The 24,145-nt window shown below is 54.5% G+C and carries 8 protein-coding genes; 6 read left to right on the forward strand and 2 right to left on the reverse strand.

From position 1 onward, the window contains the following. Positions 1-193: 193 nt before the first annotated feature. Positions 194-14,788 (reverse strand): Ig-like domain-containing protein, encoded by a 14,595-nt coding sequence (locus K7X24_RS17430; protein ID WP_224556196.1) that lies wholly within the window; start codon positions 14,786-14,788, stop codon positions 194-196. Positions 14,789-15,507: 719 nt separating this feature from the next. Here K7X24_RS17430 and K7X24_RS17435 point away from each other — a divergent pair. The 5 genes from K7X24_RS17435 to K7X24_RS17455 all read left to right on the forward strand — a co-directional run bounded on the left by K7X24_RS17435 (position 15,508) and on the right by K7X24_RS17455 (position 21,920). Then, positions 15,508-17,154: a multidrug ABC transporter permease/ATP-binding protein gene (locus K7X24_RS17435; RefSeq protein WP_224556197.1), complete on the forward strand. Its 1,647-nt coding sequence runs from the start codon at positions 15,508-15,510 to the stop codon at positions 17,152-17,154. A gap of 206 nt (positions 17,155-17,360) precedes the next feature. Next, entirely contained in the window at positions 17,361-18,410 is a 1,050-nt protein-coding gene (locus K7X24_RS17440; RefSeq protein WP_010298495.1) for a type II asparaginase, read from the forward strand. A 281-nt stretch (positions 18,411-18,691) separates the two neighbouring features. After that, entirely contained in the window at positions 18,692-19,213 is a 522-nt protein-coding gene (gene aroL, locus K7X24_RS17445) for a shikimate kinase AroL (protein WP_010298497.1), read from the forward strand. A gap of 140 nt (positions 19,214-19,353) precedes the next feature. After that, a complete protein-coding gene (ppnP, locus tag K7X24_RS17450) occupies positions 19,354-19,638 on the forward strand; it encodes a pyrimidine/purine nucleoside phosphorylase (protein ID WP_224556199.1) in 285 nt (94 codons plus the stop codon). A gap of 491 nt (positions 19,639-20,129) precedes the next feature. Then, positions 20,130-21,920: a methyl-accepting chemotaxis protein gene (locus tag K7X24_RS17455; RefSeq protein WP_224556202.1), complete on the forward strand. Its 1,791-nt coding sequence runs from the start codon at positions 20,130-20,132 to the stop codon at positions 21,918-21,920. Between the two features lie 96 nt (positions 21,921-22,016). On the opposite strand, the gene rdgC is transcribed toward K7X24_RS17455, so the two are convergent. Then, positions 22,017-22,946, reverse strand: a complete 930-nt coding sequence (gene rdgC, locus K7X24_RS17460; protein ID WP_039490456.1) for a recombination-associated protein RdgC — start codon at positions 22,944-22,946, stop codon at positions 22,017-22,019. 287 nt (positions 22,947-23,233) lie between these two features. On the opposite strand from rdgC, the gene mak reads away from it, so the two are divergent. Beyond that, positions 23,234-24,145, forward strand: coding sequence for a fructokinase (gene mak, locus K7X24_RS17465; RefSeq protein WP_224556203.1), 912 nt, complete (start codon positions 23,234-23,236; stop codon positions 24,143-24,145).

The following is a 24,145-nucleotide window of genomic DNA, read 5'->3' on the forward strand; positions in this document are numbered from 1 at the left end:
TCTTAGCGATTGTTACAGGTTGATGGCAATAGTTTTTTATGCTAAATGTTGAGTCAATATCCCCTAAATAATATCCCCTAAATAATATCCCCTAAATAATATCCCCTAAATAATTCGAACTCGAATTATTTAGGGGATAAAACCGATCGTGCCCTCCTCTTTTACAAGGGAGGGCGTCAACACCACAATATCGCTATACCATATTGACGAGCAGGCCTTGCTGCACCAGTACATCTCCCAGGTTGTTGGCGCTATCTAACGATGAATGGTGGTAGACGTCGAAACGCTGACCATCAATATCTCGCTGTCCTACCGTGCTCCACGCCCCTTCGCCTGGGATGAGGCTCACCTGATTGCCTTCGCCCCCGACGATCAGCAGGTCATCTTCTGGTCGGTCGGTGATATTCAGGGCGCGGTCAAGATCCAGCGTGATGCTGTTGGTGCCGCTTTGGCCTAAATCGAAGATCTCCACATTGTCGATTTTCAGCCCCAGCGCGGTGAGATCCAGATTGAGCTCGGTACCATCCAGAACCAGCGTATCAATCCCGTTGCCGCCATCGATCTGAGTGAAATCGAGCGTTGAGAGCGTAATGAGATCGTCGCCTTCACCGCCTTCGACATCTGTACCTGTTTGCACACTGCCGTCGGCCAGATTGACGACAACCCCGCCGATGGCATAAATGCTCTCTTCCACGTCGGTACTGGCGCTGTTGTCGATGGTGTGTGTCTCGCTGAGTGCGACCGCCGCCATTTTCGAGCTGACATGAAGGGGTTGCGCATCGGTGCTTTCCCCTGTGTCGCTCTGTTCGCTGGACAACGAAGACACTTGAGCGACGCTGCTATCGTCAACATCCAGCGCCATCATGCTCATCAGCGGTAACCCGAGGGAGATACCGGAGGTTAATCCGGCAGACACGCCAGTGAAATTGCCTGCTTGATCGGTGACGGAAGCTTCAACCGCCGTTCCCAATAGCGCTGCCAAAATCGCACCTACGTTGAGGATGTTGATGCCCAGTAGCGAACTGCTGAATTGCGTACTCCATTTACCGTCGGCACCAACGGTGCCCTGTAGCGTTTGGCCGAGTAGCGTGACGTTAACCTTGGCACCCTGCTGTACGTAACGTGATGTGCCGCTGACGGTGACGCCGTTCGCTAGCAGGCCAACGGTGTTGCCAATCAGCGACCCCACCGCATCAATACCCAACTGCGGCAACTGGTGCGTTTTCACGACCACATTGCTGCTGGTGTTGTTAGTGTTGCCATAGAGGTCAGTGACTTTGACACCGACGGACAAATTGCCATCGGCGATGTTGAGCAGGTTGGCGCTTGATACGCTAATGCTCCAGGTACCGTTGCTGGCAACAGCGGCGCTGAGCACGAGTCCGCCCACGGTCAGCGTGACGTTACCGCCTGCCGCGTTGGTTGTGGTTCCGCTGATGATCTGGTTTATGCCCGCTTCGGCCAGATTCAGGTAGCCGTCTCCGCCAAACAGGGAACCGAGGTTGACCGTTGGCAGTGCATGAACGCCCACACCGATTGAGGCGCCCGCGCTGGTCGTTTTCCCTGCTGCGTTGGTCAAAGAGGCGTTGAGGGAAAGCGTGCCGTCGGTCAGACTGTTGAGATCGAGCGAAGGCAAGCTGACTGACCAGCTACCGTTGCTTTGCACCACGGCAGAGTAGGTCTTAGTACCCAGCGAAATCTGGATCGTGGAGCCTATCGCATTGGTACTGGTTCCGCTGATGACCTGACCCGCCGCTGCTTCGACGGCATTGAGCAGGCCGTCACCGCCAAAGAGCGGACTGATGGTCAGCGTTGGCTGGCCGTTGATCGCTACGCTGACGGTACTGGTCTGTGTGCCCACGTTACCTGCTGCATCGACCAGACGAACACCGACGTTAGTGACGCCATCCGCAAGGGCTTTCAGGTCGAGGCTAGGGACCGGCAGGCTCCAACCGCCGTTTGCACCGACCGTTGTGGTGTAGGTTTTACTGCCCAGCGTGACGTTGATCGCCGTGCCCGCGGGTACATTGGCCGTGGTCCCGCCGATGAGTTGCGTACTCAACAGGCTGGGGAGATCCAGGACACCGTTGTTGAACAATGGGTTAAGGGTGATAGTCGGCGGCAATATGGCGATGTTGATGCCCGTGCTGATGCCCGTGCTGTTGCCTGCCGGGTCGGTTACCGTTGCACTGACGGTGAGGTTACCATTCGTCAGGCCGGACAGTTGCAGCGGTGTGAGGCTGGTGCTCCAGGCGCCGTCATTGCCGACGGTCGCATTTAGCGTCAGGGTGCCGATGCGTACCACGACAGACGATCCCGCGACGGCGTTAGTGGTGGTACCGCTAATCGTCTGCGTCAACGCGGCTTCTGCGGCATTGAGGAAACCGTCACCGCCAAACAGTGAGCCAAGGCTAATTGTCGGCAGGTTTTTGGCAATAATATTGATAGCGTTATTGACCGTGCCAGTATTGCCGGAAGCATTCGTGACCGACACATTCAGCGTGGTGCTGCCATCGAGCAGCGTGCTGAGATCGGACGGTTGCAGCGTCAGGCTGAACGCGCCACCTGTCCCGACCGTAGACAGGAAGGTTTTACCGCCGAGGGTAACGGCAACCTGCGATCCGGCGCTGGCATTGGTGACCACGCCACCGATCGTTTGCGCCACCAGCGCTTCTGCCGCGTTGATGAAGCCATCGTTGCCAAATACCGGGTTCAGCGTAATCACCGGTTGGGCGAAATCGAACTTGATGCCAGCGCTGCCGCTGCTGCTATTGCCTACGCTGTCTGTTGCGGTGGCGCTCACAGTGAAATCACCGCTGCCGAGTCCTTGCAAAATACCCAAGACGCTCGGCGTAACGGCTGCACTCCACTTGCCATCCGAGCCGACGGTGGCTGTGGCGATTTGTGAACCTGAAATGCTGAGCGTAATGGTTCTGCCTGCCAGACCGGTGGCCGTGCCGCTAAGCGTTTGATTGACCAGCAGGTCGCCCAGATTCAGCAGGCTATCGCCAAAGACCGGGTTGAGCGTAATGCTCGGCAGATTTTTGATGACGGTTGGAACGTTCACGATCTGGCTGGCGTTATTACCTGCATGATCGGTGACCGCTATGCCCAGTGCTAGCGTGCCGTCCTGCAAGGCCTGCAGATCGAGAGCAGGAACGGACAGGCTCCAGGCTCCGCCTGCACCGACGGTAATCCCGGCGTAAAGCTTGGTGCCTAGCGTCACACTGACAGTCGCCCCTAATGCCACACTGCCGCCGCTAACGATACCGCTGATAATCTGACTGGTCGCGACATCCGCCGCATTCAGTGCGCCATCCGTGAAGGCCACAACAGAATCAATGACTGGCAGGGTTTTCAACACGTCAATGTTGACCAACTGATTCTTCACGTTGCCGTGTGAATCGACGATGTCGACGTTAACCGCCAGCAGGCCATTGCTTAAGCCAGTGAACACGTTCGAAGGCAGGGCAACGCTCCAGGCCCCGTTGGCTCCGACGGTGCCTTCCACTGTGGTGCCCAACACGGTGACCTGTACTTTCGCACCCAGATAGTTGCCCGTCGCGTTACCGCTGATGACCTGCGTCAACAGTGATTCGGCCAGATTCAGGATGCCATCGTTACCGAAGATATCGGTAATGCCTGCGCCGAGCGTTTTGTTCAACGCAACGTCAAGCGTGACATCAAGGTGTGTGCTATTACCTGAGGTATCGGTCAGCGTCACGCCGATGACCTGCGGCCCGTCGATCAGGTTTTGTAAATTGGCGGACAGTACCGGAATCGTCCAGTTGCCGTCGGAACCGACGGTTGTCGTGCCTGTCAGCGGTCCGGCGGTTAACGTAACCGTGGCACCCACTTCGCCTGTACCGGTAATCGCCGCGCCCGCTAACGCTTCAGCCAGCGTCAGGATATTGTCATCGAACAATGTCACGCTGAGCAGTGGAATACCCGTATCGACGGTAATGACCTGTATATCCGTGGTGGTATTTCCTGCTGTGTCCGCGAGCGTTGCCGTAATAGTGTGGCTGCCATCGCCCAACTGTGCCAGATCGGCGGCAGGAACACTCACACTCCAGGTGCCGGTGACGGAAACCTGAGCGCTATAGGTTTTTCCATTCATCACCACGCTGACGATCTGTCCTGCCTCCGCGGTGGATGCCGTCCCCGTGATCGTCTGTGCGGTACTGACTTCTGTGCCGCCCAGCACGTTATCACCAGCAAAAGCAACGATATCCAGCGTGGGCGCTACCGTATCGACCAGCACCGTTCTCGTGAGGATCGCATCTAACGACGTCGCGGTGACATTGACGTTGCCTTGCGTGGTGAAATAGAGGCTGGCGGGAATGGTGGTGCTCCAGAAGCCATTGGCGTCGGTGATGACAACAAGTGGCGTACTCCCAATGTTAAGCGATACTGCAGTCATCGCCGATGACGGGCCGATAGAACGCCCGGAAATGGTGACATTACCGTTTATCTCGCTGGCGTTAATGATGTTGTCGCCCGCTATCGGGTCGATCACCATCACCATGGGAGGTTGTGTCAGGTTGACGTTGAATCCCACGCTGGCTTGTGTCGCCGGATTACCCGCTTTATCCGTTGCATCAGCGGTGATCGTGTACGCCGTATTTGCCAGATCCTGCAAATCGGCTGATGGGATGGTTACGCTCCAGGTGCCGCCTGCGAGAATTTTTCCCGTGTACTCGATGTTATTCAGCGTGACGGTCACGGTTTGCCCCACCGCCAAATCGGTGGAGGTACCGCTGATGGTCTGCGTAGTGCGGCTTTCCGCGTAGTTAAGGCCATCAAGCCCGGCGAACGCGGTAATTGCCAGCGTTGGTGTGGCTTGTACGGCAAGGATCGCCTGAGAATTCAATGTCGCGCTGTTGCCCAGGCTATCCGTTGCCGTGATGACAATGTTATGTGTTCCGTCAGCAAGCTGGCTGAGTTGTGTTGGAGTCAGCGTGGCTGTCCATACGCCTCCGCTCAGCTGTGTGACAAGCGCCTGTCCGCCAAATGTGACCGTTACGTTCACGGCATCGCCCGCGTTACCACTCAGCGTTCTGCCCAGCAGGGTGCCCGCTTCCACGATACTCAGGTAGCCGTCGTCAAACGGGGTATTTAAAGTGATAGTCGGTGGCGTGAGATCGCTGGTAAAGATGATGGGCGTCGTGCCGGTGTTGCCGGCGGCATCGACGGCGGTCACTGTGATGGTATGTTGACCGTCTACCAGTGAATTCAACGCATTCGGAGGAAGCGTAACGGACCAGTTGCCGTTGCTATCTACCGTTGCGGTGTAGCGAATACCGTTGAGGTCGATCTCTAGTTTAACGCTTTGCCCGTTGCCGCCAATCTGTGTGCGGCCAGAGAAGGTCAGCGCGGATGCGGCTTCGGCGCTGCTTAGGATGCCATCGATGCCAAACGGTTGTACATCGACAATCGGGGCGGGCAGCGTTTGCGCCGAACTGACATCGAGCGCCGTGCTGGTATTGCTATTGCCCACCCAGTCGGTGACCTTGACGCTAATGCTGTAATTGCCTTCTGTAAAGAGCGCCAAATCGGCAGGACTCAGATTTCTGGACCAGCCGCCTAAGCCGTCTGCGGTGGCGGTAAAGGTGGTGACTGCCAGCGTGGCTTTGTTGGTCACGGTAATCGTGACTTCCTGGCCTGCGCTGGTAATACCGGTTTTACCCGTTAAGGTCTGGATGGCCTGAATTTCAGTGGTGTTAAGGATGCCATCGCCAAACGGCAGGTCTAGCGTTGCCACTGGCATGGTGGTAGTCAGCACATTTGCCGTGGCCGCTGCGGTACTGGTGTTGCCCGCAGAATCGGTCACGGTGACAGTGAAATTCACTGAGCCATCCGGCAGGTCGATCAGCGTCTGGCGATCCAGCGATAGCGACCAACTACCGTTGGCATTCACGGTGGCTGGGAGGCTTGTGCCGTTAATGCTGACCGACACGGTTTGCCCCACGTTGCTGGTTAGCCCCGTTTGCCCGGATAGTGTCGCGCCCGGCTGTGCATCAGCCAGGCTCAGTTTGCCATCGCCGAACGGCGTATCCAGCGAGGCGACGGGAACCCCCACAATCACGCTGGTGAAGGATCCGCTGCCTGAGCCGGTATTCCCTGCATGGTCCGTGACGGTCACATTGATGGTGTGTGTACCGTCACCGAGTGAAGTCAAATCGGCAGATGGCAGTGTCACATTCCACTGACCATTAGCGGCAACGGTGGCGCTGTAGGTGTGGGTCAGCGTACCGTTGGTGATCGAGACAGACACGCTCTGGCCCGGATCGATGAGCCCCGTTGTCCCCGTCAGCAGCTGATCCGCCGTGCTTTCTACCTGATTGAGTACGCCGTCAACAAACGGTGTGGCGATACTGATGGTGAAATTGGTGTGGATGACGACATCCAACGTACCGCCCGCGCTGCCGGTATTACCCGCGCTGTCTGTGACCGTCGCACTGACCTGTACGTTGCCATCCGCCAGAATGCTCAGCGCATTGGCTGGAATGGTGGCGCTCCACAGGCCGCCTGCAAGCGTCACGCCTGTCGTGGTGTAAGCCCCGATCGTAACCTGAATCACTGTCCCGACAGGCAGGTTGGTGTAAGTGCCGCCAATCGTCGTTGCCGACGCCAGCTCCGCGATAGTCAGGACATTGTTGTCATAGAGTGAATCCAACGTCAGTGTCGGGAGCGACTGCGTTTTTAACGTGATATCAATGCTGGCGGCGCTGGCATTGCCTGCGCCGTCGGTCACGCTGGCTTGCAGCGTTTTCACGCCGTCGCCCAACGCCAGCAGGTCGTTTGCCGCAACGGTGATTTGCCAGACGCCGTTGCTATCGGCGACAGCGCTATAGACTGCCGTACCGACTTTTATCGTGACCAGAAGACCCGCTTCGCCTTTGCCGCTCAGTGGTAGTCCGGCTAGCGCGTCCGCCAAACCGATGTCGCTGGTGTCAACCAACATGTCGATGGACAGCAACGGTGGAACGGTATCGACCGTGAACGGATGGGTGGCCGTAGCCGGGTTTTGTGCGATGTCGTTGACCGTTGCGGTCACATCCTGATTGCCCTGCGGTAGATTTTGCACATCGCTGGCGGGAACGGTCGTACTCCAGTTACCGTCAGCGCCAACGGTCGCCAGATACGTTTTGCTATTCAGCGTCACCGTGACGCGCTGTCCCACTTGAACATTCGTCGTTGAACCAGAAATGAGTAGGTCAGACTGCGTATCCTGTGCGCTGACGACATCGTTACCAGATAGGGTGGCGATGGTGATGGCTGGCAGATTAGTCGCATCGGTGATGACGGTAATGCTATGCGTCGCTGAACCTGGGTTGCCGCTCACGTCTGTTACGCTGGCACTGACGGTTTGCTTACCGTCAGGGATGTTGCCAACATCCGTTGCAGGAACCTGCACGCTCCAACTGCCATCCGACCCCACGGTGGCGAAGTAAATTCCACCGTTGAGCGTGATGGTAACTTGCTGGCCCTGTTCCACATTCTGACTGCCGCCGCTGATGGTCAACGCTTGGCCTGATTCGGCCAGATTGAGATAATCATCGGTCGACAGCGTGGCGATGGTCAGCGTCGGCGCTTTGGCCGGATCGGTATCCAGCGTAATGGAATGGCTTACCGTACCCGTGTTCCCGGCGGCATCGGTCAACGTGGCGGTGATAGCCGTGATGCCGTTCGGCATATTTTGCAGGTCGCCGGCAGGCACGGTAACGTGCCAGGTGCCATCAGCCTGCGCTAGCCCTTGATAGATCTGCCCATTGATAGTGACGTTAACAATGATGGGACGGCCGCTGTCGTTGAGGGGCGATGTGCCGGTGATTTCCAGCGGCAGCAGGCTTTCCGCGATGTTGATGATATCGTCAATGCCAATCGGGTTGATGGTCAGCACCGGTGGGGTCAAGTCAACGAAGGCGCTGCCCTGAACGGTGGAGGTATTGCCTGCCGCATCGCTGACGGTAACGGAAATGTTGAGTAGTCCGTCTGCCAGCGGAGTCAGAACGCTCGGTGACAGTTGAAGGCTCCAATTACCGTTGCTGTCAACCGTGCCGGAATAGACCGTGGTGCCAATGGTGACGCTGACGGTTTGCCCGGCTCCGCGCAGGCCCGTCGTGCCGTAGAGTGTTTGTCCGGCCTGTGCGTCGCTGAGATTCAGGTAACCGTTGCTGAATGGCATATGCAGTGATGCCACCGGTGGATTATTGATGCTGACGCCCAGTTGTTGCGTACCCGACAGGGCATTACCCGCCTGATCGACCGCCGTGACGTTAACCGTGATGATGCCGTCCCCCAGCACTCGCAGATCGCCAGGCTGAATGGCGGCGCTCCAGGTCCCGTCTGGCTGCACCTGCACGGTGTAGGTTTTCCCGTTGAGTATGACGTTGACATCCGTGCCCGCCGCGACGTTGACGGCGCCGCCGTTAATCGTAATGCCGCTTGTCGCTTCCTGCGCGTTTAGCAGGTTATCCCCGGTGATTGGCGCAATAGACAGCCCGCTCGCGTTAGTATTCACCGTGACGGTGCTGCTGGATGTCGCGGTATTGCCAGAGACATCACTCACGCTGACGGTAATCGTCTGGCTGCCGTTAACCAGCAGTGCCATGTCGGTATCCGAAATCGTGGTGCTCCAGCCTCCATTCGACAGAACCTGTGCGGTGTACGCTTTGCCATTGAAGCTAATCGTTACCGTCTGGCCTTGTTCAACATTTTTACTGGTGCCGCTGATCACCTGACTGACGCGCGCTTCTGCTCCGTCGATAATGTTGTTGCCAGCGAAAGTACCAATTGTAACGACCGGTGCATTGAGCGGGCTGGCATCGACGCTAATAGTCTGCGTGGTGGTGGCGGTATTACCTGCGGCGTCGGTCAGACGTGTCACGATACTGTAATTGCCATCGGACAGGTTACTCAGATCGGCTGACGGAATGGTGATGTTCCAGGTGCCGTCACTGCCGACGGTGCCGCTGTAGGTTTTCCCATTCAGCGTGGCCGTCACGGTTTGACCCGCGCTGGACGGTGAGGCGGTACCGGTTAGCAACTGATTGCTCAGAACCTCGGTGCTATTCAGGATGTTATCAGCCGTAACGCTGGTGGTTGTCAACGTAGGCGGCGTACGTGCCACGGTTATGTTGCTGGTTAGGGTGCTGCTGTTTCCGGCCGCGTCACTGACGCTCACCTGCAATGCGGTGGTGCCATTCGGCAGATTTTGCAGGCCATTTGCAGGCAGAGAAATCGTCCAGTTACCTGCCGTATCCACGATCCCGGTGTACGTCACGCCGCCGAGTGTGGCGGTGACGGTTTGCCCTGGTGAGGCGATACCGGTTGTGCCGCTGAGCGTCTGAGTCACGCCCGCTTCTGCGGCATTAAGTATGCCGTCGCTGAACGGCGTGTTCAGCGTCAGCGTTGGGCTACTGTGGGTGAAGACCTCAATTGTACGGCTGCCGCTTAACACATTCCCTGTACTGTCTACCGTCGTGACGGTCAGGGTTGAGGTGCCGTCGGCCAGCGTGCTGACATCCGCTGCTGATACGGTGATGCTCCAGGTGCCGTTCGGTTGTACGACGCCAGCGTAGCTTTTCCCGTTCAGCGTAATCGTGACGGCGGTGCCTGCTGCCACGTTCTGGCTGCTGCCGTTGACGGTGAGATCTTGCGCCGCTTCGGCTTGATTCAGTTTGTCATCGCCCGCGACGGTATCAATCGCGATACCGCTCAGGGAGGTGTTCACCGTAATGGTCTGGCTGAGCGTTGCCGGGTTACCGCTGATGTCGTTGACGCCAATCGTGACGGTATGCGTGCCTTGTGCCAGATGAAGGAGATCGATAGACGGTACGCTGACGCGCCATTGGCCGTTGCTGTCAACCGTTGCGGTGTAGGTGTTGTCGCCGAGTGTCACAGTAACGCGCTGCCCCGCCTCGACATTCAGACTACCGCCGCTGATGATTTGTGCGACGTTAATTTCACCGCCGTCGATGATGTTATTGAGCGCGATGGCGTTGACGGTGAGCAGCGGCAGATTGGCCGGATTGGCATCCAGCGTTAATGACTCGGTGCTGGTAGCGCTGTTGCCTGATGCACCGGTCAATGTTGCCGTCACGGTGTAATTACCGTCAGCCAAAGCCTGGAGGTCGGTAGCGGGAACCGTGGCACTCCAGCTACCGTCAGCCTGAATCTGGGCTTGATAATTTTTATTGTTGATCGTGACAATGACGGTGCGGCCAGCATCGGATTGTAGCGCATTACCGGAAATCACCTGATCGTTCAGGCTCTCGGCGGCGTTGATGATGCCGTCGCTGGTCAGCGGTTTCAGCGTCAGAAGAGGACGAGCCGTGTCGACAGTAATATCGCGAATGCCCTGTATGCTGTTACCCGCGGTATCCGTTGCTTGTACGCGGATGGTTTGTACGCCAGTCGGCAGAAATTGCAGGTCGGCGGCGGGCAGCGCGGCACTCCAGTTACCCTGATTATCCACGGTTGCCGTATAGGTTTTGCCGTTCAGCGTAACGATGACGCTCTGGCCCCCTCCGGCAATCCCGGTTTTCCCTGTCAGGTTCTGCCCGCTGGCTGATTCGATGATGTTCAGTATGCCGTCGCCGAAAGGCTGGTCAATCGTTGGCTGTGGCAGGTTGTTAATATGGATATCAATATTGCGGCTGGCGGTGACAGGGATATCACCGGGGTTGGCGACGCTGGCGACAATGGTTGCTGTGCCATCCGGCAAGGCAAGTATGTCACTGCTGCCGATCGTAACGCTCCAGCTCCCGTTTGCAGCGATCGTGCCGATATAGGTCTTGCCATTGAGCGTGACGGTAACGCTTTCTCCCGGGGTGACGTTGACCGTCGAACCTGAAATGGTCAGCGGCTGTGAGGCTTCCAGACGGTTGATCTGGTTATCAATCGTGACAATGCTGATGGAGATGCTGTCATTATCCATATCAACATTGGACCAGTTCTCATGACTGCCCTCATTTCCTGCCTGATCCACAACCTGTGCAGTGATGGACACGGTGCCTTCAGAGAGCTGTGCCATGTCTGCAGCGGGGATTTCCACGCTCCAGTTCCCGCCGCTCTTGATCGCGGCGAAGTAGAATTTTTTGTTGAGAAGAATGGTTGCGATCTGGCCGGTTTCCACGTTCGCGCTGGTGCCTGTTAGCCACTGGCTGACTTTGAGATCGGCCGCGGTGATGACGTTATTCTCATTAACGAAAGGGTTAACGAATATCGTTGGCTGGAATGCTGGATCCGCACTGAGCTCAATGGATTTCTCGACGCTGACGGTATTGCCGACTGCATCGGTTAGCGAGGCAGACAGTTTGTAGCTGCCATCGGCCATGCCGCGCAGGGCGGCTGTAGGTAAGTTGATGCTCCAGTTGCCATCGCTACCGACAACCCCGGTATAGAATTGCCCATCGAAAGTGATAACGACAGTACGACCCGCTTCGCTGATTGAGGCGGTGCCGTTGACGGTCTGGTTGCTTTGCGATTCGACCATGTTGATAGTGTCATCGCCTGCAATAGTGCCGATGGTCAGGGTAGGGGCCGTAAAATCGGTTGGGCTAACAAACGTTTTACCCGCCTGATTGCCCGCGGCATCCTGCGCGGTCACCAACAGCGTGTTGTTGCCTTCCGGTAACTGCTGGAGATCGGCCGCAGGGACGGTGACTTTCCAGTTACCTGCGGTATCAACCGTTCCCGTATAAGATTTCCCGCCGAGGGACAAGATGACGGTCTGCCCCGCACCGCTGATGCCGGTATGGCCGGTAATCGTCTGGCTGACCAGCGCCTCCGCACCGTTCAGTGAACCGTTGCCGAATGGCGTATCAATCGTCGGTTGCGGCAGGGTGTGAATGTGAACGCCGAGTGTGTGATTGTCCGTTACGGCAGCGCTTCCTGTCACATTTACGCTGGCGGTGATGGTGGCATTGCCGTCTGACAGAAGTTGGAGATCGGCACTGGGGACTTGCAGCGTCCAACTGCCGTCGGCGGCAACGGTCGTGGTGTAGTTCTTTCCGTTCAGCGTCACGGTCACCGTCTGCCCCGCAGGAACATTGGCGGTATTCCCGCTGATCGCCAGCGGTTGCAGGGATTCTGCCCGGCTCAATAGGTTATCGCTGGCGATAATGTTGATGGCGATGCTGTCGCCAGACTTATCGACGTTGATATTCTGGCTTCCGCTTGCGATGTTGCCCGCTTTGTTACTCACGTTGACGCTAATACTGTGCGCACCGTCCGCCAGCAGCGCGATATCTGCGGTTGAAACGTTGATGCTCCAGACACCGCCGGATTGCACGGTGGCAAGATAGGTTTTCCCATTCAGGCTAATGATAACAACCTGTCCCGCCTCAACGTTGGTCGTCGTCCCGCTCAACTGCTGGCTGACTTTTGCCTCCGCGCCATCAACGATGTTATCGCCTGCGAAATTATTGATGGTAATGGTCGGTACGGTGATTGCGCCGCTGTCAATGGTCAGCGGGCGGGTAACTGTTGTGGTGTTGCCTGCGGCATCGGTCAGTGTAACGGTCAGGTTATGGTTTCCGTCCGCGATAGCCACGAGATCGGCCGTTGGTAGCGTGATGCTCCAGTTACCGTCGCTGCCGACGGTGGTGGTGTAGGGTTTGGCATTCAGCGTAACGGTGACCGTACGACCAGCTTCGCTAAGCGATGCTGTCCCGCTGACCACCTGATTGACGGCCAGTTCTGCGCCATTGAGGACGTCATCCTGAGCAATCGCGGAGACGGTGAGCGTCGGTGGTGTCGTATCCACAGTGATATTTTGCGTTATGGTCGCTTCGTTGCCTGCAATATCGCGGACGACGATCTCCAGCGCGCTGATGCTGTTTGATGGCAGATTTTGCAGCACGCTTTTAGGTACAGTGATTGTCCAGTGCCCGTTGGCATCCACTGTTCCTGTCACATAGTACCCGCCGATCGTCAGGCTGACGGTTTGGCCCCTGCCGATAATCCCCGTTTCCCCGCGGATGACCTGATCCTGCGCGGCTTCAGCGGCGTTTAATACGCTGTCAGTGAACGGTGGTGTCAGCGTAATGGAAGGGAGCGTATTGATGTGAACATCCAGTGTGTGGTTAGCTGTGACGGTATTTCCACTGATCCCCTGTACGCTGGCAGTGATGGTGTTACTGCCGTCTGACAGCAGAAGCAGGTCGGCGCTGGGGATGTTCAAAGACCATTTGCCGTCTGCGCCTGTTGTAGTGGTATAGGGTTTTCCATTCAATGTGACTGTGACGGTTTGGCCAGCGGCAACGTTGGCCGTTGTGCCATCAATCGTTAGCGGCTGCCCAGCTTCCACGGCATTCAGACGGTCATCTGTCGAGACGATGCTGATGTTGACTGCTTCGGCGCTGGTATCCACCGTGATGGTTTGTGGCGGCAGCGTGGTGGTGTTGCCTGCTTTATCTGTTAATGACGCCACCAGAGTGTAGGTGCCGTTAGTCAGCGCCTGGATATCACCGGAAGGAATAAGTACGCTCCAGGCGCCGTCGCTTCCTACTGTCGTCGTGTAGGTTGTGCCGTTAAACGTTATCGTCACGGTCTGGCCGACATCCGATAAGGAAGCCGTACCGGAGACAACTTGTGAGGACTGGAACTCGTCGGCGGTGAGCAGGTTGTCTCCGGTAAACGGTAACAGGGACAGCTCCGGTGGCGTGGTGTCGACAATAATGGTGCGGTTGACCACGGTGATATTGCCAGCATTATCGCTGATCGTGAACGACAAGGCGTGTTCACCTTCGCTCAGTGCACGAAGGTCTGCGGCGGGCACGGTCAGGGTCCAGTTACCGTCTGCATTAATGGTCGTGGTATAGGTTTTCCCATTGAGCGTGATGGTTACGCGCTGGCCTACTTCACCGGTTCCGTTGAGGATCTGGCCGTTTGCCAGTTCTCCGACGGTGAGATAATTGTCGCCCGTAAATTTATCAACGGTTAGATTTGGGGGTAGGGTATCAATGGTGAGATCGATCGTTTTCTCATGGATAACACCATTAGCACCCGGCACGCTCACTTTTAATGTGTAAATGCCGTCCTGCAGCCCGGTAAACGCATCTGCTGGCAGCGTAAAGCGCCAACTACCGTCGGCTGCAATGGTGGTGGTGTAGACCACGCCGTTTAACGTGATGGTGACCGTCTGCCCCTCGCTGACGCCGACAGTCTTCCCACTGAGAATGTGGGATTGACCGATCTCCACACGATTCAGGATATTATCCCCAGCGAAAGTATCAATGGTTAAGGATTCTGGCGCTGTAGGTGTTGTGGGCTTATTGTCGTCGCTTGATGAACCCACGGCGATGGCTGCTCCGCCGATGGCGATTGCACCCAGAATCCCCCCCAACGTGGTTGCTGATAACGTGCTGGTGGTGGTGCTGCCTATCAGTAGCGACGCCATATCACCCAACGTGGCGTATTCTGGCGTAAGGACAATCGCTTCTCCCGCTAACACGGCTCCTTCTGCCGCTGCCGCGCCGGAGAACTGTGCATGGATGAGCCGGGTGCCATCGTCAAAAACCAGTTCGCTGTGATAACCGGCGGCATCCAAAGTAAAGAAGCTTTCATAGCGGACGGTGGTACCGTCTTTCATGTGCAAGATAAGATCGTTGCCAACACGCTCATAGCGAGACACCACGTCGGGTGTGCCAAAGATTCTGACGGTGCTGCTTTCCAGCAATTCGACATTCGTCGCCCCCTGAGGAACGGCGTTGATGAATTGACCACTATGACGCGACAGGATATTTGCATTTCCCGCAATAACATTCATATCTGACATGAAATAGCCTCTTGCTTATCTGCAACCATTGTCTTAATACCTCTCCCGGCGGATCGTGGCCGTAACGGAAGACGTATGGGGATAGGCACCACCAACAAAAAGAGGGGGGCTAAAGCCGACCTGGTTCAGAAACAAAAAGCAGTAGTCGTCAAATATGATTAACAATATTGCTGTGTATCCCTCTGCTATGGGGATTAGGTTATTGGGATCATATTCACCCAATTCTTGATATTTATAGGTGTGGCTTAACTAAAAATCCAACTTTTTTGAAATGTTTTGAAAATAAAAAATATGACAATATTCTTACGTATTAAATAGCTTAGCGGCATTATCCTCCTTATTTAATTATTACCACACTAATTATGGTGTTAAATTACCATCTATTAGCGCATCTGGTGGCTTTGTAATACGTCTTTTGTCCACATTTGAGCTGGGGTCGATGGGGGATACTCACCGTGAAGATCGTATCTTTATCTCTATTTGTTGTATCAATTTGTGTTTTTTGTCATGCGTGGCCTTAAGCGAAGTGTGTTGCCAGAAAAGTGATAATGAAGTGTGATAATTCATCATATTTTCTTATGCTTCGTGTTGGCGATACCGAGCGTGGGTTTTGAAAAGATGGCATCTGGCGTAGTGCTGGATATGAGAATTATTCTTGATATCACGGTCATCCCGATTACACTGCGGGCGATTGTTTTCATCAGAGAGACCAGGTTGTTATGGAGTTGCTCCGCATTGTTTACCAGCAGTACCGTTGGCCCTTTCTTGCCGTTATCCTGCTAAGTTTGTTGAGTGCCGCATTGGGCATTGGGCTTATTGCCTTTATCAACCTGCAATTGATTGAAACGGTCAATCAGTCGTTGAGCGTATTGCCGCAATTTCTGGGCTTGCTACTGCTCCTGATGGGGGTGACGCTGGTGTCGCAACTGGCGCTGACTACGCTGGGGCACCATTTCGTTTATCGCCTGCGTGGGCAATTTATCAAACGTATTCTGGACACTAACATTGCCCGTATCGAACAGCTCGGCAGTGCGCAGCTGCTTGCTAGCCTGTCCAGCGATATCCGCAATATCACTATTGCGTTTGTGCGTCTGCCGGAGCTGATTCAGGGCATTGTGCTTACCATCGGTTCGGCCGCTTATCTGGCCTGGCTTTCCCCTAAGATGCTGGTCGTGACGTCCGTGTGGATTGCGATAACGCTCTGGGGTGGTTTTATGCTGGTTTCCCGTGTATATCGCCACCTGACTCAGGTGCGGGAAGCGGAAGATCGTCTCCAGAAAGATTACGAAACCGTGATTAACGGGCGTAAAGAGCTGACGCTCAATCGTGAGCGGGCGCAGAAGCTGTATGAAGAGGTTTATCAGGCCAATGCGCAGGATTACCGACAGAACGTAATTCGTGCCGACACCTTTCACCTCAGCGCGGTGAACTGGTCGAATATTATGATGCTGGGCGTGATTGGGGCGGTCTTCTTCATGGCAAACAACCTCGGCTGGGCGGATACCAACGTGGCGGCGACGTACTCACTGACGCTGCTGTTTTTACGCACGCCGATGCTTCAGGCCGTTGGCGCACTGCCGACGCTGCTGAGTGCGCAAGTCGCGTTTAATAAGTTGAAACGTTTCGATTTGGCGGATTATCAGGAACCGTTCTCCGTTGCGGTTGCCCCTGCCGACTGGCACACGCTGGAACTGCGTGACGTGGTGTTTCGCTATGACGATTCCGGCTTTGAAGTCGGACCGATCAATCTGGTGATAAAACGTGGCGAACTGGTGTTTCTGATTGGCGGGAACGGGAGTGGAAAATCTACGCTGGCGATGCTGCTGACAGGGCTTTATACCCCGGTTTCCGGCGCGCTGCTGCTGGATAACCGCCCTGTTACGGCGGAAACGGGTAAGGATTACCAAAAGCTATTTTCTGCCATCTTTACTGATTTTCACCTGTTCGGACAGATGATGGGGCCGCACGGAACGGAGCCGGATACGGCGCTGGTCGATAGCTGGCTGGATCGTCTGAACATGCGGCATAAGTTGACGCTGGAGAATCATCAGGTGATGAACTTACAGCTTTCTCAGGGGCAGCGTAAGCGTGTGGCGCTGCTGTTGGCCGTCGCCGAACAGCGGGACATCCTGCTGCTGGATGAATGGGCGGCCGATCAGGATCCGCAATTCCGCCGCGTGTTTTATCTTGAGCTGTTACCGCAACTGCGTGCATTGGGGAAAACGATTGTGGCGATCAGCCATGACGATCACTACTTTGAACATGCCGATCGCCTGCTTGAAATGCATCAGGGAACGCTGTCAGAACTGACGGGCGACGCGCGTGAACAGGCCTCGCAGGATGCCGTGGCGCAGATTAGCCGATAACGTAAATCGTCGCGGCGGAATGCCGCGCTGTGAGGCATCACACACCGTTAGCGTGAAGTCTGACAGGCATATATTAATTCGTTGAATTCTGGGGCATTATAAGCGCCAATGTTGGCAGGCTGCTAACAGAGTGGGTATTTTTTACTTACAGATCAGGCACCTGACGTATCTGGTCTGCCACTTAACTCAATAAGTTGGTATAGGTTATGAAAAGGATATTTAACGCATTATTCGTTGTTGTTTTTGTTTGTTTTTCGTCTCTGGCAAATGCGGCAGAAAATCTGCCTAACATTGTCATTCTGGCAACGGGCGGTACGATTGCAGGCTCCGCTGCGGCCAACACGCAAACCACAGGTTATAAAGCCGGTGCGCTGGGCGTAGAGACGCTGATTCAAGCGGTGCCAGAGCTGAAAACGCTTGCCAATATTTCAGGCGAGCAGGTTGCCAGCATCGGCAGTGAAAATATGACCAGCGACGTGCTGCTGAAGCTGAGCAAGCGCGTGAACGAGCTGCTGGCACGCAGCGATGTTGATGGCGTGGTCATTACGCACGGTACGGATACGCTCGACGAATCGCCTTACTTCCTGAACCTGACGGTGAAGAGTGACAAACCGGTGGTCTTTGCCGCAGCGATGCGTCCGGCAACGGCCATCAGCGCCGACGGCCCGATGAACCTGTACGGTGCGGTAAAAGTGGCAGCGGATAAAAACTCTCGCGGTCGCGGTGTTCTCGTTGTGCTGAACGACCGTATTGGCTCTGCCCGTTTCATCAGCAAAACCAACGCCTCTACGCTGGACACCTTTAAAGCGCCAGAAGAAGGTTATCTGGGCGTGATTATCGGTGACAAAGTTTATTACCAGACGCGTCTGGATAAAGTTCACACCACGCGTTCCGTATTTGACGTGACCAACGTAGATAAACTGCCAGCTGTCGACATTATTTATGGCTATCAGGACGATCCAGAATATATGTATGACGCCTCTATCAAACACGGTGTAAAAGGCATCGTGTATGCGGGGATGGGCGCAGGTAGCGTATCCAAGCGCGGCGACGCCGGTATCCGTAAAGCGGAAAGCAAAGGTATCGTTGTTGTGCGTTCCAGCCGTACCGGCAGCGGCATCGTGCCACCGGATGCGGGCCAACCGGGTCTGGTTGCCGATTCTCTGAGCCCGGCTAAATCACGCATTCTGCTGATGCTGGCGCTGACGAAAACGACGAACCCAGCGGTGATTCAGGATTATTTCCACGCGTATTAATCGCCTGATCGGTTTTTAGTGTGGTAGCCCCGCCTTTAAACGCGGGGCTTTTTATTTCCTGTCATCCCATTTTTACTTTTGGTTATTCAACTTTTCGTTTCCACTGAGAAGTCACTTCCCTCTCTGTTGATTTTATCGGTATGATTCAGCCCACGACAAAGCAGGTAATCACCCCTATTTATCTTTGATACCCGAAATAATTCGAGTGGCGGGACAGCCTACGTGCGTCCAGCTTGAAGTATGGCGGAGTGGGTGAATAAAGAAGAAGGATACGTCATTACATGACACACCCCATTTTTATGGTTGGTGCCAGAGGCTGTGGAAAGACCACCGTTGGGCATCAGCTGGCGCAGGCGTTAGGATATGACTTTGTCGATACCGACCTGTTTATGCAGCAGACCACCAATATGACGGTGGCTGATGTGGTTGCGCAGGAAGGATGGCATGGGTTCCGCCAGCGTGAAAGTCTGGCGCTTCAACAGGTGACGTCTAACCGCTGCATCGTCGCGACGGGCGGTGGTATGGTGCTGGCGGAAGCCAATCGGCGCTTTATGCATGACAAAGGCACCGTCATTTACCTCCATGCGGATGCCGAACTGCTGGCTCAGCGGCTGGAAGAAAATCCGCAGGATAACCAGCGTCCGACGCTGACGGGTCGCCCCATCGCAGAGGAAATGGCTGATGTATTGGCCGCGCGCGAGGCGCTTTATCGCGGCGTCGCGCACCACGTCATCGATGCATCACAAACGCCAGAAGCGATTGTGGCAAGCGTGTTGAAGGCGCTGCGCCTGTCGGCAGCATAGGAAGGTGAACCGGACACTGGCAAAATAATCACCAGTCAGTGTTACCGAACACCAACTTTCAATGAATAGATCGTGACAGTGGCTCGACTCTCCTTTTAAGATGAATTTCCTGAATTTTTTCGATGATAGGGTGCCGCGCTATGCTGAATGTAAATGAGTATTTTGCAGGGAAGGTCAAATCAATCGGTTTTGAAGGCGACAGCATTGGCCGCGCCAGTGTCGGCGTCATGGATGCGGGTGAATACACCTTTGGAACCGGGCAGCCGGAAGAAATGACGGTGATCACCGGAGCATTGAAAGTCCTGCTGCCAGGCTCACCGGATTGGCAGGTTTTCACACCGGGAGAAACCTTTTTCGTTCCGGGAAAAAGTGAATTCAATTTGCAGGTAGTCGAGTCGACCTCTTATTTGTGTAAGTACCTGTAATTTCCCTCTTCTTGTCAATAAAATAAAAGTGGTTTTTCATTATTAATGGAAAGCCACTTTTTTATTGCCTCGCTATTTTTTGATTCACCATACGTTTTTGTTTTCTTCTCATAACAGTAATCATTAATCCCATATATGAGTTATATTGTTTAATTGCACTTATTAATTAATAATATGAAGAAATGGCGATTTTATTCGGAATTATCCCTATCTTGTTAAAATTTAATAAATAATGAGTCTTATCAATAATGTTATGTTGTGGGTATTAATAAGTTTTTTATTCTTGTTTTTTTTGTTATTGTGGTTTTTTATTCCATATAATTGCTTTGTTTATCTGTTTGGAGACTTATTTAATGTTGTTTTTTGGTTGAACATATTAATTATTAAATCGGCTTTTAAGATAAATAGCAGTTGTATAATGTGATCATATTCAAGTTTTATTTTTCTCTGCCGTTATGGATAGTATAACTATTCTACGCAAAGAGTATTTTATGCTGAAAACGACGCGTTCCCGCATTCTTGCGGCCTGTTCGACCATTGTTGTGCTTTCACTTGTTATCAATACCTTTCTTAATTACACCATCGCCAATAATGCTAATAAGGAATCGATCCAAAATACGCTGAATGCGGTAGCGACGAGCCATAGCATCGCTATTAGTGACTGGGTTGCTTCTAAAACACTGATGATCTCTGCGTTGCACAACCGTGTCGTGACCGATGAGGATCCGATTCCGCTGTTTAAACAGATTGCGGCATCCGGTGGACTCCTGAATGTGTACATGGGTTATGCCAATGGCACAGCCAAGTTTGCCGATTCTGGCGGTATTCCTGCTGATTACAACCCGACTGTCCGGCCCTGGTATCAGCAGGCGGTGAAAGAGGGCAAACCGCTAGTCACTGCACCCTACGTTGATGCGGTGACGAATACGCTGGTGGTTTCTTTCGTCGCTTCCGTGGTGGAAGGTGGAGCGGTCAGAGGCGTAGTTGGTAGTGACGTCACGATGAAAAGCGTGATTGAAAACGTAAAAGCGATTCACCCAGCCAAAGATAGCTTCGGTGTTCTCATCGAGCGTAGCGGCCTGATCATTGCTCACCCAGATGAAAAACTGACGCTGAAAAATATCACCGACATTGCCCCTGGGATTGATCTGAACGACATTCTTTCAGCCGATAGCGCCCGTGATGTGGATTTTTCTGGCTCGACAAAGCTCGTGGTGGCAAAACCGATTACTGGCACGAGTTGGTACATGCTGGTGGCGTTGGATAAAGCCGAAGCTACCGCTGGCATGCGTTCTCTGCTCTCCACATCGGTCATCACGCTGGTTGTTATTGCACTGTTGGGCACGCTGGTGATTGGTTTCATCATCGCGTCAGCGCTCAAACGTCTGCTGCAAATCCGCGACGCAATGGATGATATCAGCAACGGTAATAACGATCTGACGCAGCGTCTGCCGGACGAAGGGCATGATGAAGTGGCACAAATTGCGCGCTCGTTTAATATCTTTGTCGACAAAATCAGTCAGGTCATGATGCAGATTCGCGATATCAGCGCATCGCTTCAGGTCGCTGCGGATGAAATCTCGGCGGGGAACAACGATCTCTCTGCGCGTACTGAATCTGCAGCATCGAGCATTCAGCAAACCGCAGCCTCGCTGGAAGAAATTTCTGCGGCGGTTACGCAGTCGGCAGGTTCTGCACAGCAGGTTAACGCGAAAGCGCTGCTGCTGTCGAAAGATGCCGGTACAGGCGGAAAAGTGGTGTCCGATGTGATTGTCACGATGGAAGAGATCGTGGTCGCGTCTGGGAAAATCGGCGATATCATCGGCGTGATCGATGGCATTGCATTCCAGACTAACATTCTGGCGCTTAACGCTGCAGTAGAAGCGGCGCGTGCGGGTGAACAGGGCCGTGGTTTCGCCGTGGTTGCCGGTGAAGTTCGCAGTCTGGCACAGCGTAGCGCACAGGCTGCCAAAGAAATTAAAGAGCTGATTGAATCGACGGTCTCCAGCGTGACCTCTGGCTCCGTGCAGGTTCGTCAGGCCAGCGACACGATGAATGAAATTGTCGGCGGCGTCTCTACGGTGAGCTCGGTGATGTCTGAAATCACGCATGCGGCAGATGAGCAAATGCGTGGGATCAACGAGATCAACAAAGCGGTCGCGCAACTGGATTCAATGGTGCAACAAAACGCCGCGCTGGTGCAGGAATCTGCCGCTGCGTCGGGTGCGTTGCAGTCACAGGCTGAAGAACTGAACGCTGTTGTCGGGGCATTCCGGGTCTAACGGGTTCCGGCAGTGAAGAAGTATTGCCCGCTGCCAGAACGGTGGCGGGCAATCACCGACTGTATTAACAATCGGCAGCATTAACAATCGGCAGTATTAACGTTGGGCTTCTCCGCCCAACGCTTCAATCAGATTCGCAATCAATGCCGCCAGCTCGCTGGTCATCAAAATAAAATCGGCATCAAACCGCTGAGCAAAATCTTCCCGATCGATATCGTCATTTTGTTCCCGCAGCGTATCAGAGAACTTCAACCGTTTTACCGAACCGTCCTCGGACAATACCAACTGAATCCGTTCCTGCCAGTCTAGCGCCAGCTTGGTGACCAGTTTGCCTGCTTCAATGTGTACGGCGATTTCATCGCAGACCAAATCCTGTTTTTTACAGCGGATAACGCCGCCGTCTTCCAGAATGGCTTTCAGCTCTGCTTCATCCTGTAGCGCAAAACCTGCTGCTGGTTCACCGGAGCGAACCCACTCGGTCAGCGTCAACTCGATGGGGTTTTCCATCGTCAGCGGCACAACAGGTAGCGAGCCCAGCGTTTTACGCAGCAACGCCAGTGTATCTTCCGCTTTTTTTGCGCTGGCGGCATCGACCATAATCAGGCCGTTAACCGTATCGATCCACAGCCAAACCTGACTGAAACGGCTGAATGCACGCGGCAGCAGGCTATGCAGCACTTCATCTTTCAGCGAGTCTTTTTCGGTTTTTTTCAGCTTGCGGTGCTGTTCTGCTTCCAGGCGTTCAATCTTGGCCTGAAGGGTTTGCTTGATGACCGGGGACGGCAGGATTTTTTCTTCTTTACGGACGCAGATAACGATTTGCCCATTAACGACGTGCGTTAAGGCATCGCTATGCGACCCCATCGGTGATACCCAACCCGTTTTCATCATATCCTGACTGCCGCACGGGGTGAACGCGAAAGCACTGAGCCGTTTTTCCAGTTCATCCGCAGATAAAACGTTATCTTTGGACAGTACGCTGTCCCGGCTTAGGCGGTAAATCATTAAGTTCTTAAACCACAACATGGTGTTATCCCTGACTGGGCGCGCAGGTTTGCACGCGGGTTTGTAATGTTGCGCGCATGATAACGAATTCGAGGCGGTTATGTGGAATAAAAAACTGGGATTCAGAGGAATACCTATCACGCTTTGAATGGCAGCTGATTGGTTTCTCTGGTTATACCCGTCATACTTCAAGCTGCATGTACGTTGGCTGCACGACTCGAATTATTTAGGGTACTTATCCATATAAGAACGTTTTCAGGTCGGTGACAAATTTACTCGGGCCTATTTACAACACGCGGGGAGACATCATGAGAATCGGTATCGATCTAGGCGGGACGAAAACGGAAGTCATTGCGCTGGATGATGAGGGGCTGGAACGTTTTCGGCAGCGTATGCCGACGCCAAGAAATGACTACCCGGAAACGCTGCGGACTATTGCCACGCTGGTGGAGATGGCGGAAAAAGCGACAGGCAGCCGTGGCAGCGTTGGCGTGGGGATCCCCGGTACGCTGTCACCGTTTACCGGTAAGGTAAAAAATGCCAACTCCACCTGGCTCAATGGTCAGGCGCTGGATCGTGATCTCGCCACACTGCTGAATCGGCCCGTGCGGGTCGCCAATGACGCGAACTGTTTCGCGGTTTCAGAAGCGGTTGACGGTGCCGGGGCAGGGAAGCAGACCGTCTTTGCGGTCATCATCGGAACCGGCTGCGGGTCGGGCATTGCGCTGAACGGTCAGGCTCACGTCGGCGGCAACGGTATTGCGGGCGAGTGGGGACATAACCCGCTGCCTTGGATGGATGACGATGAACTGCGCTATCGGCAGACGGTTCCCTGCTACTGCGGTAAATCTGGCTGTATTGAAACGTTTATCTCCGGCACCGGATTTGCCGTGGATTACCAGCGCCTGAGCTGCCAGCCGCACAAGGGCGAGGCCATCATTGCCTTAGCGGAGCAGGGCGACCCCATCGCAGAACTGGCGTTACAGCGCTATGAACATCGTCTGGCGAAATCGCTGGCGCATGTGATTAACTTGCTCGACCCTGATGTCGTGGTGCTGGGGGGCGGAATGAGCAACGTTTCTCGCCTTTATCAGACCGTGCCGGAAAAGATTAAACAGTGGATCTTCGGCGGTGAGTGCGAAACGCCCGTGCGTCAGGCTGTACACGGCGACTCCAGCGGGGTACGCGGAGCCGCCTGGCTCTGGCCGAAGACGGAATAA

Origin of the sequence: Pectobacterium versatile (assembly GCF_020166435.1) — a bacterium.
In the GTDB taxonomy this organism is placed as follows: domain Bacteria; phylum Pseudomonadota; class Gammaproteobacteria; order Enterobacterales; family Enterobacteriaceae; genus Pectobacterium; species Pectobacterium versatile.

What these genes read in the sequence shown, in the direction of transcription:
- K7X24_RS17435 (WP_224556197.1), top strand. Translation starts at nt 15,508, where the DNA reads ATGGAGTTGCTCCGCATTGTTTACCAGCAGTACCGTTGGCCCTTTCTT.
- mak (WP_224556203.1), top strand. Translation starts at nt 23,234, where the DNA reads ATGAGAATCGGTATCGATCTAGGCGGGACGAAAACGGAAGTCATTGCG.
- rdgC (WP_039490456.1), bottom strand. Translation starts at nt 22,946, where the DNA reads ATGTTGTGGTTTAAGAACTTAATGATTTACCGCCTAAGCCGGGACAGC.
- K7X24_RS17455 (WP_224556202.1), top strand. Translation starts at nt 20,130, where the DNA reads ATGCTGAAAACGACGCGTTCCCGCATTCTTGCGGCCTGTTCGACCATT.
- ppnP (WP_224556199.1), top strand. Translation starts at nt 19,354, where the DNA reads ATGCTGAATGTAAATGAGTATTTTGCAGGGAAGGTCAAATCAATCGGT.
- K7X24_RS17430 (WP_224556196.1), bottom strand. Translation starts at nt 14,788, where the DNA reads ATGTCAGATATGAATGTTATTGCGGGAAATGCAAATATCCTGTCGCGT.
- K7X24_RS17440 (WP_010298495.1), top strand. Translation starts at nt 17,361, where the DNA reads ATGAAAAGGATATTTAACGCATTATTCGTTGTTGTTTTTGTTTGTTTT.
- aroL (WP_010298497.1), top strand. Translation starts at nt 18,692, where the DNA reads ATGACACACCCCATTTTTATGGTTGGTGCCAGAGGCTGTGGAAAGACC.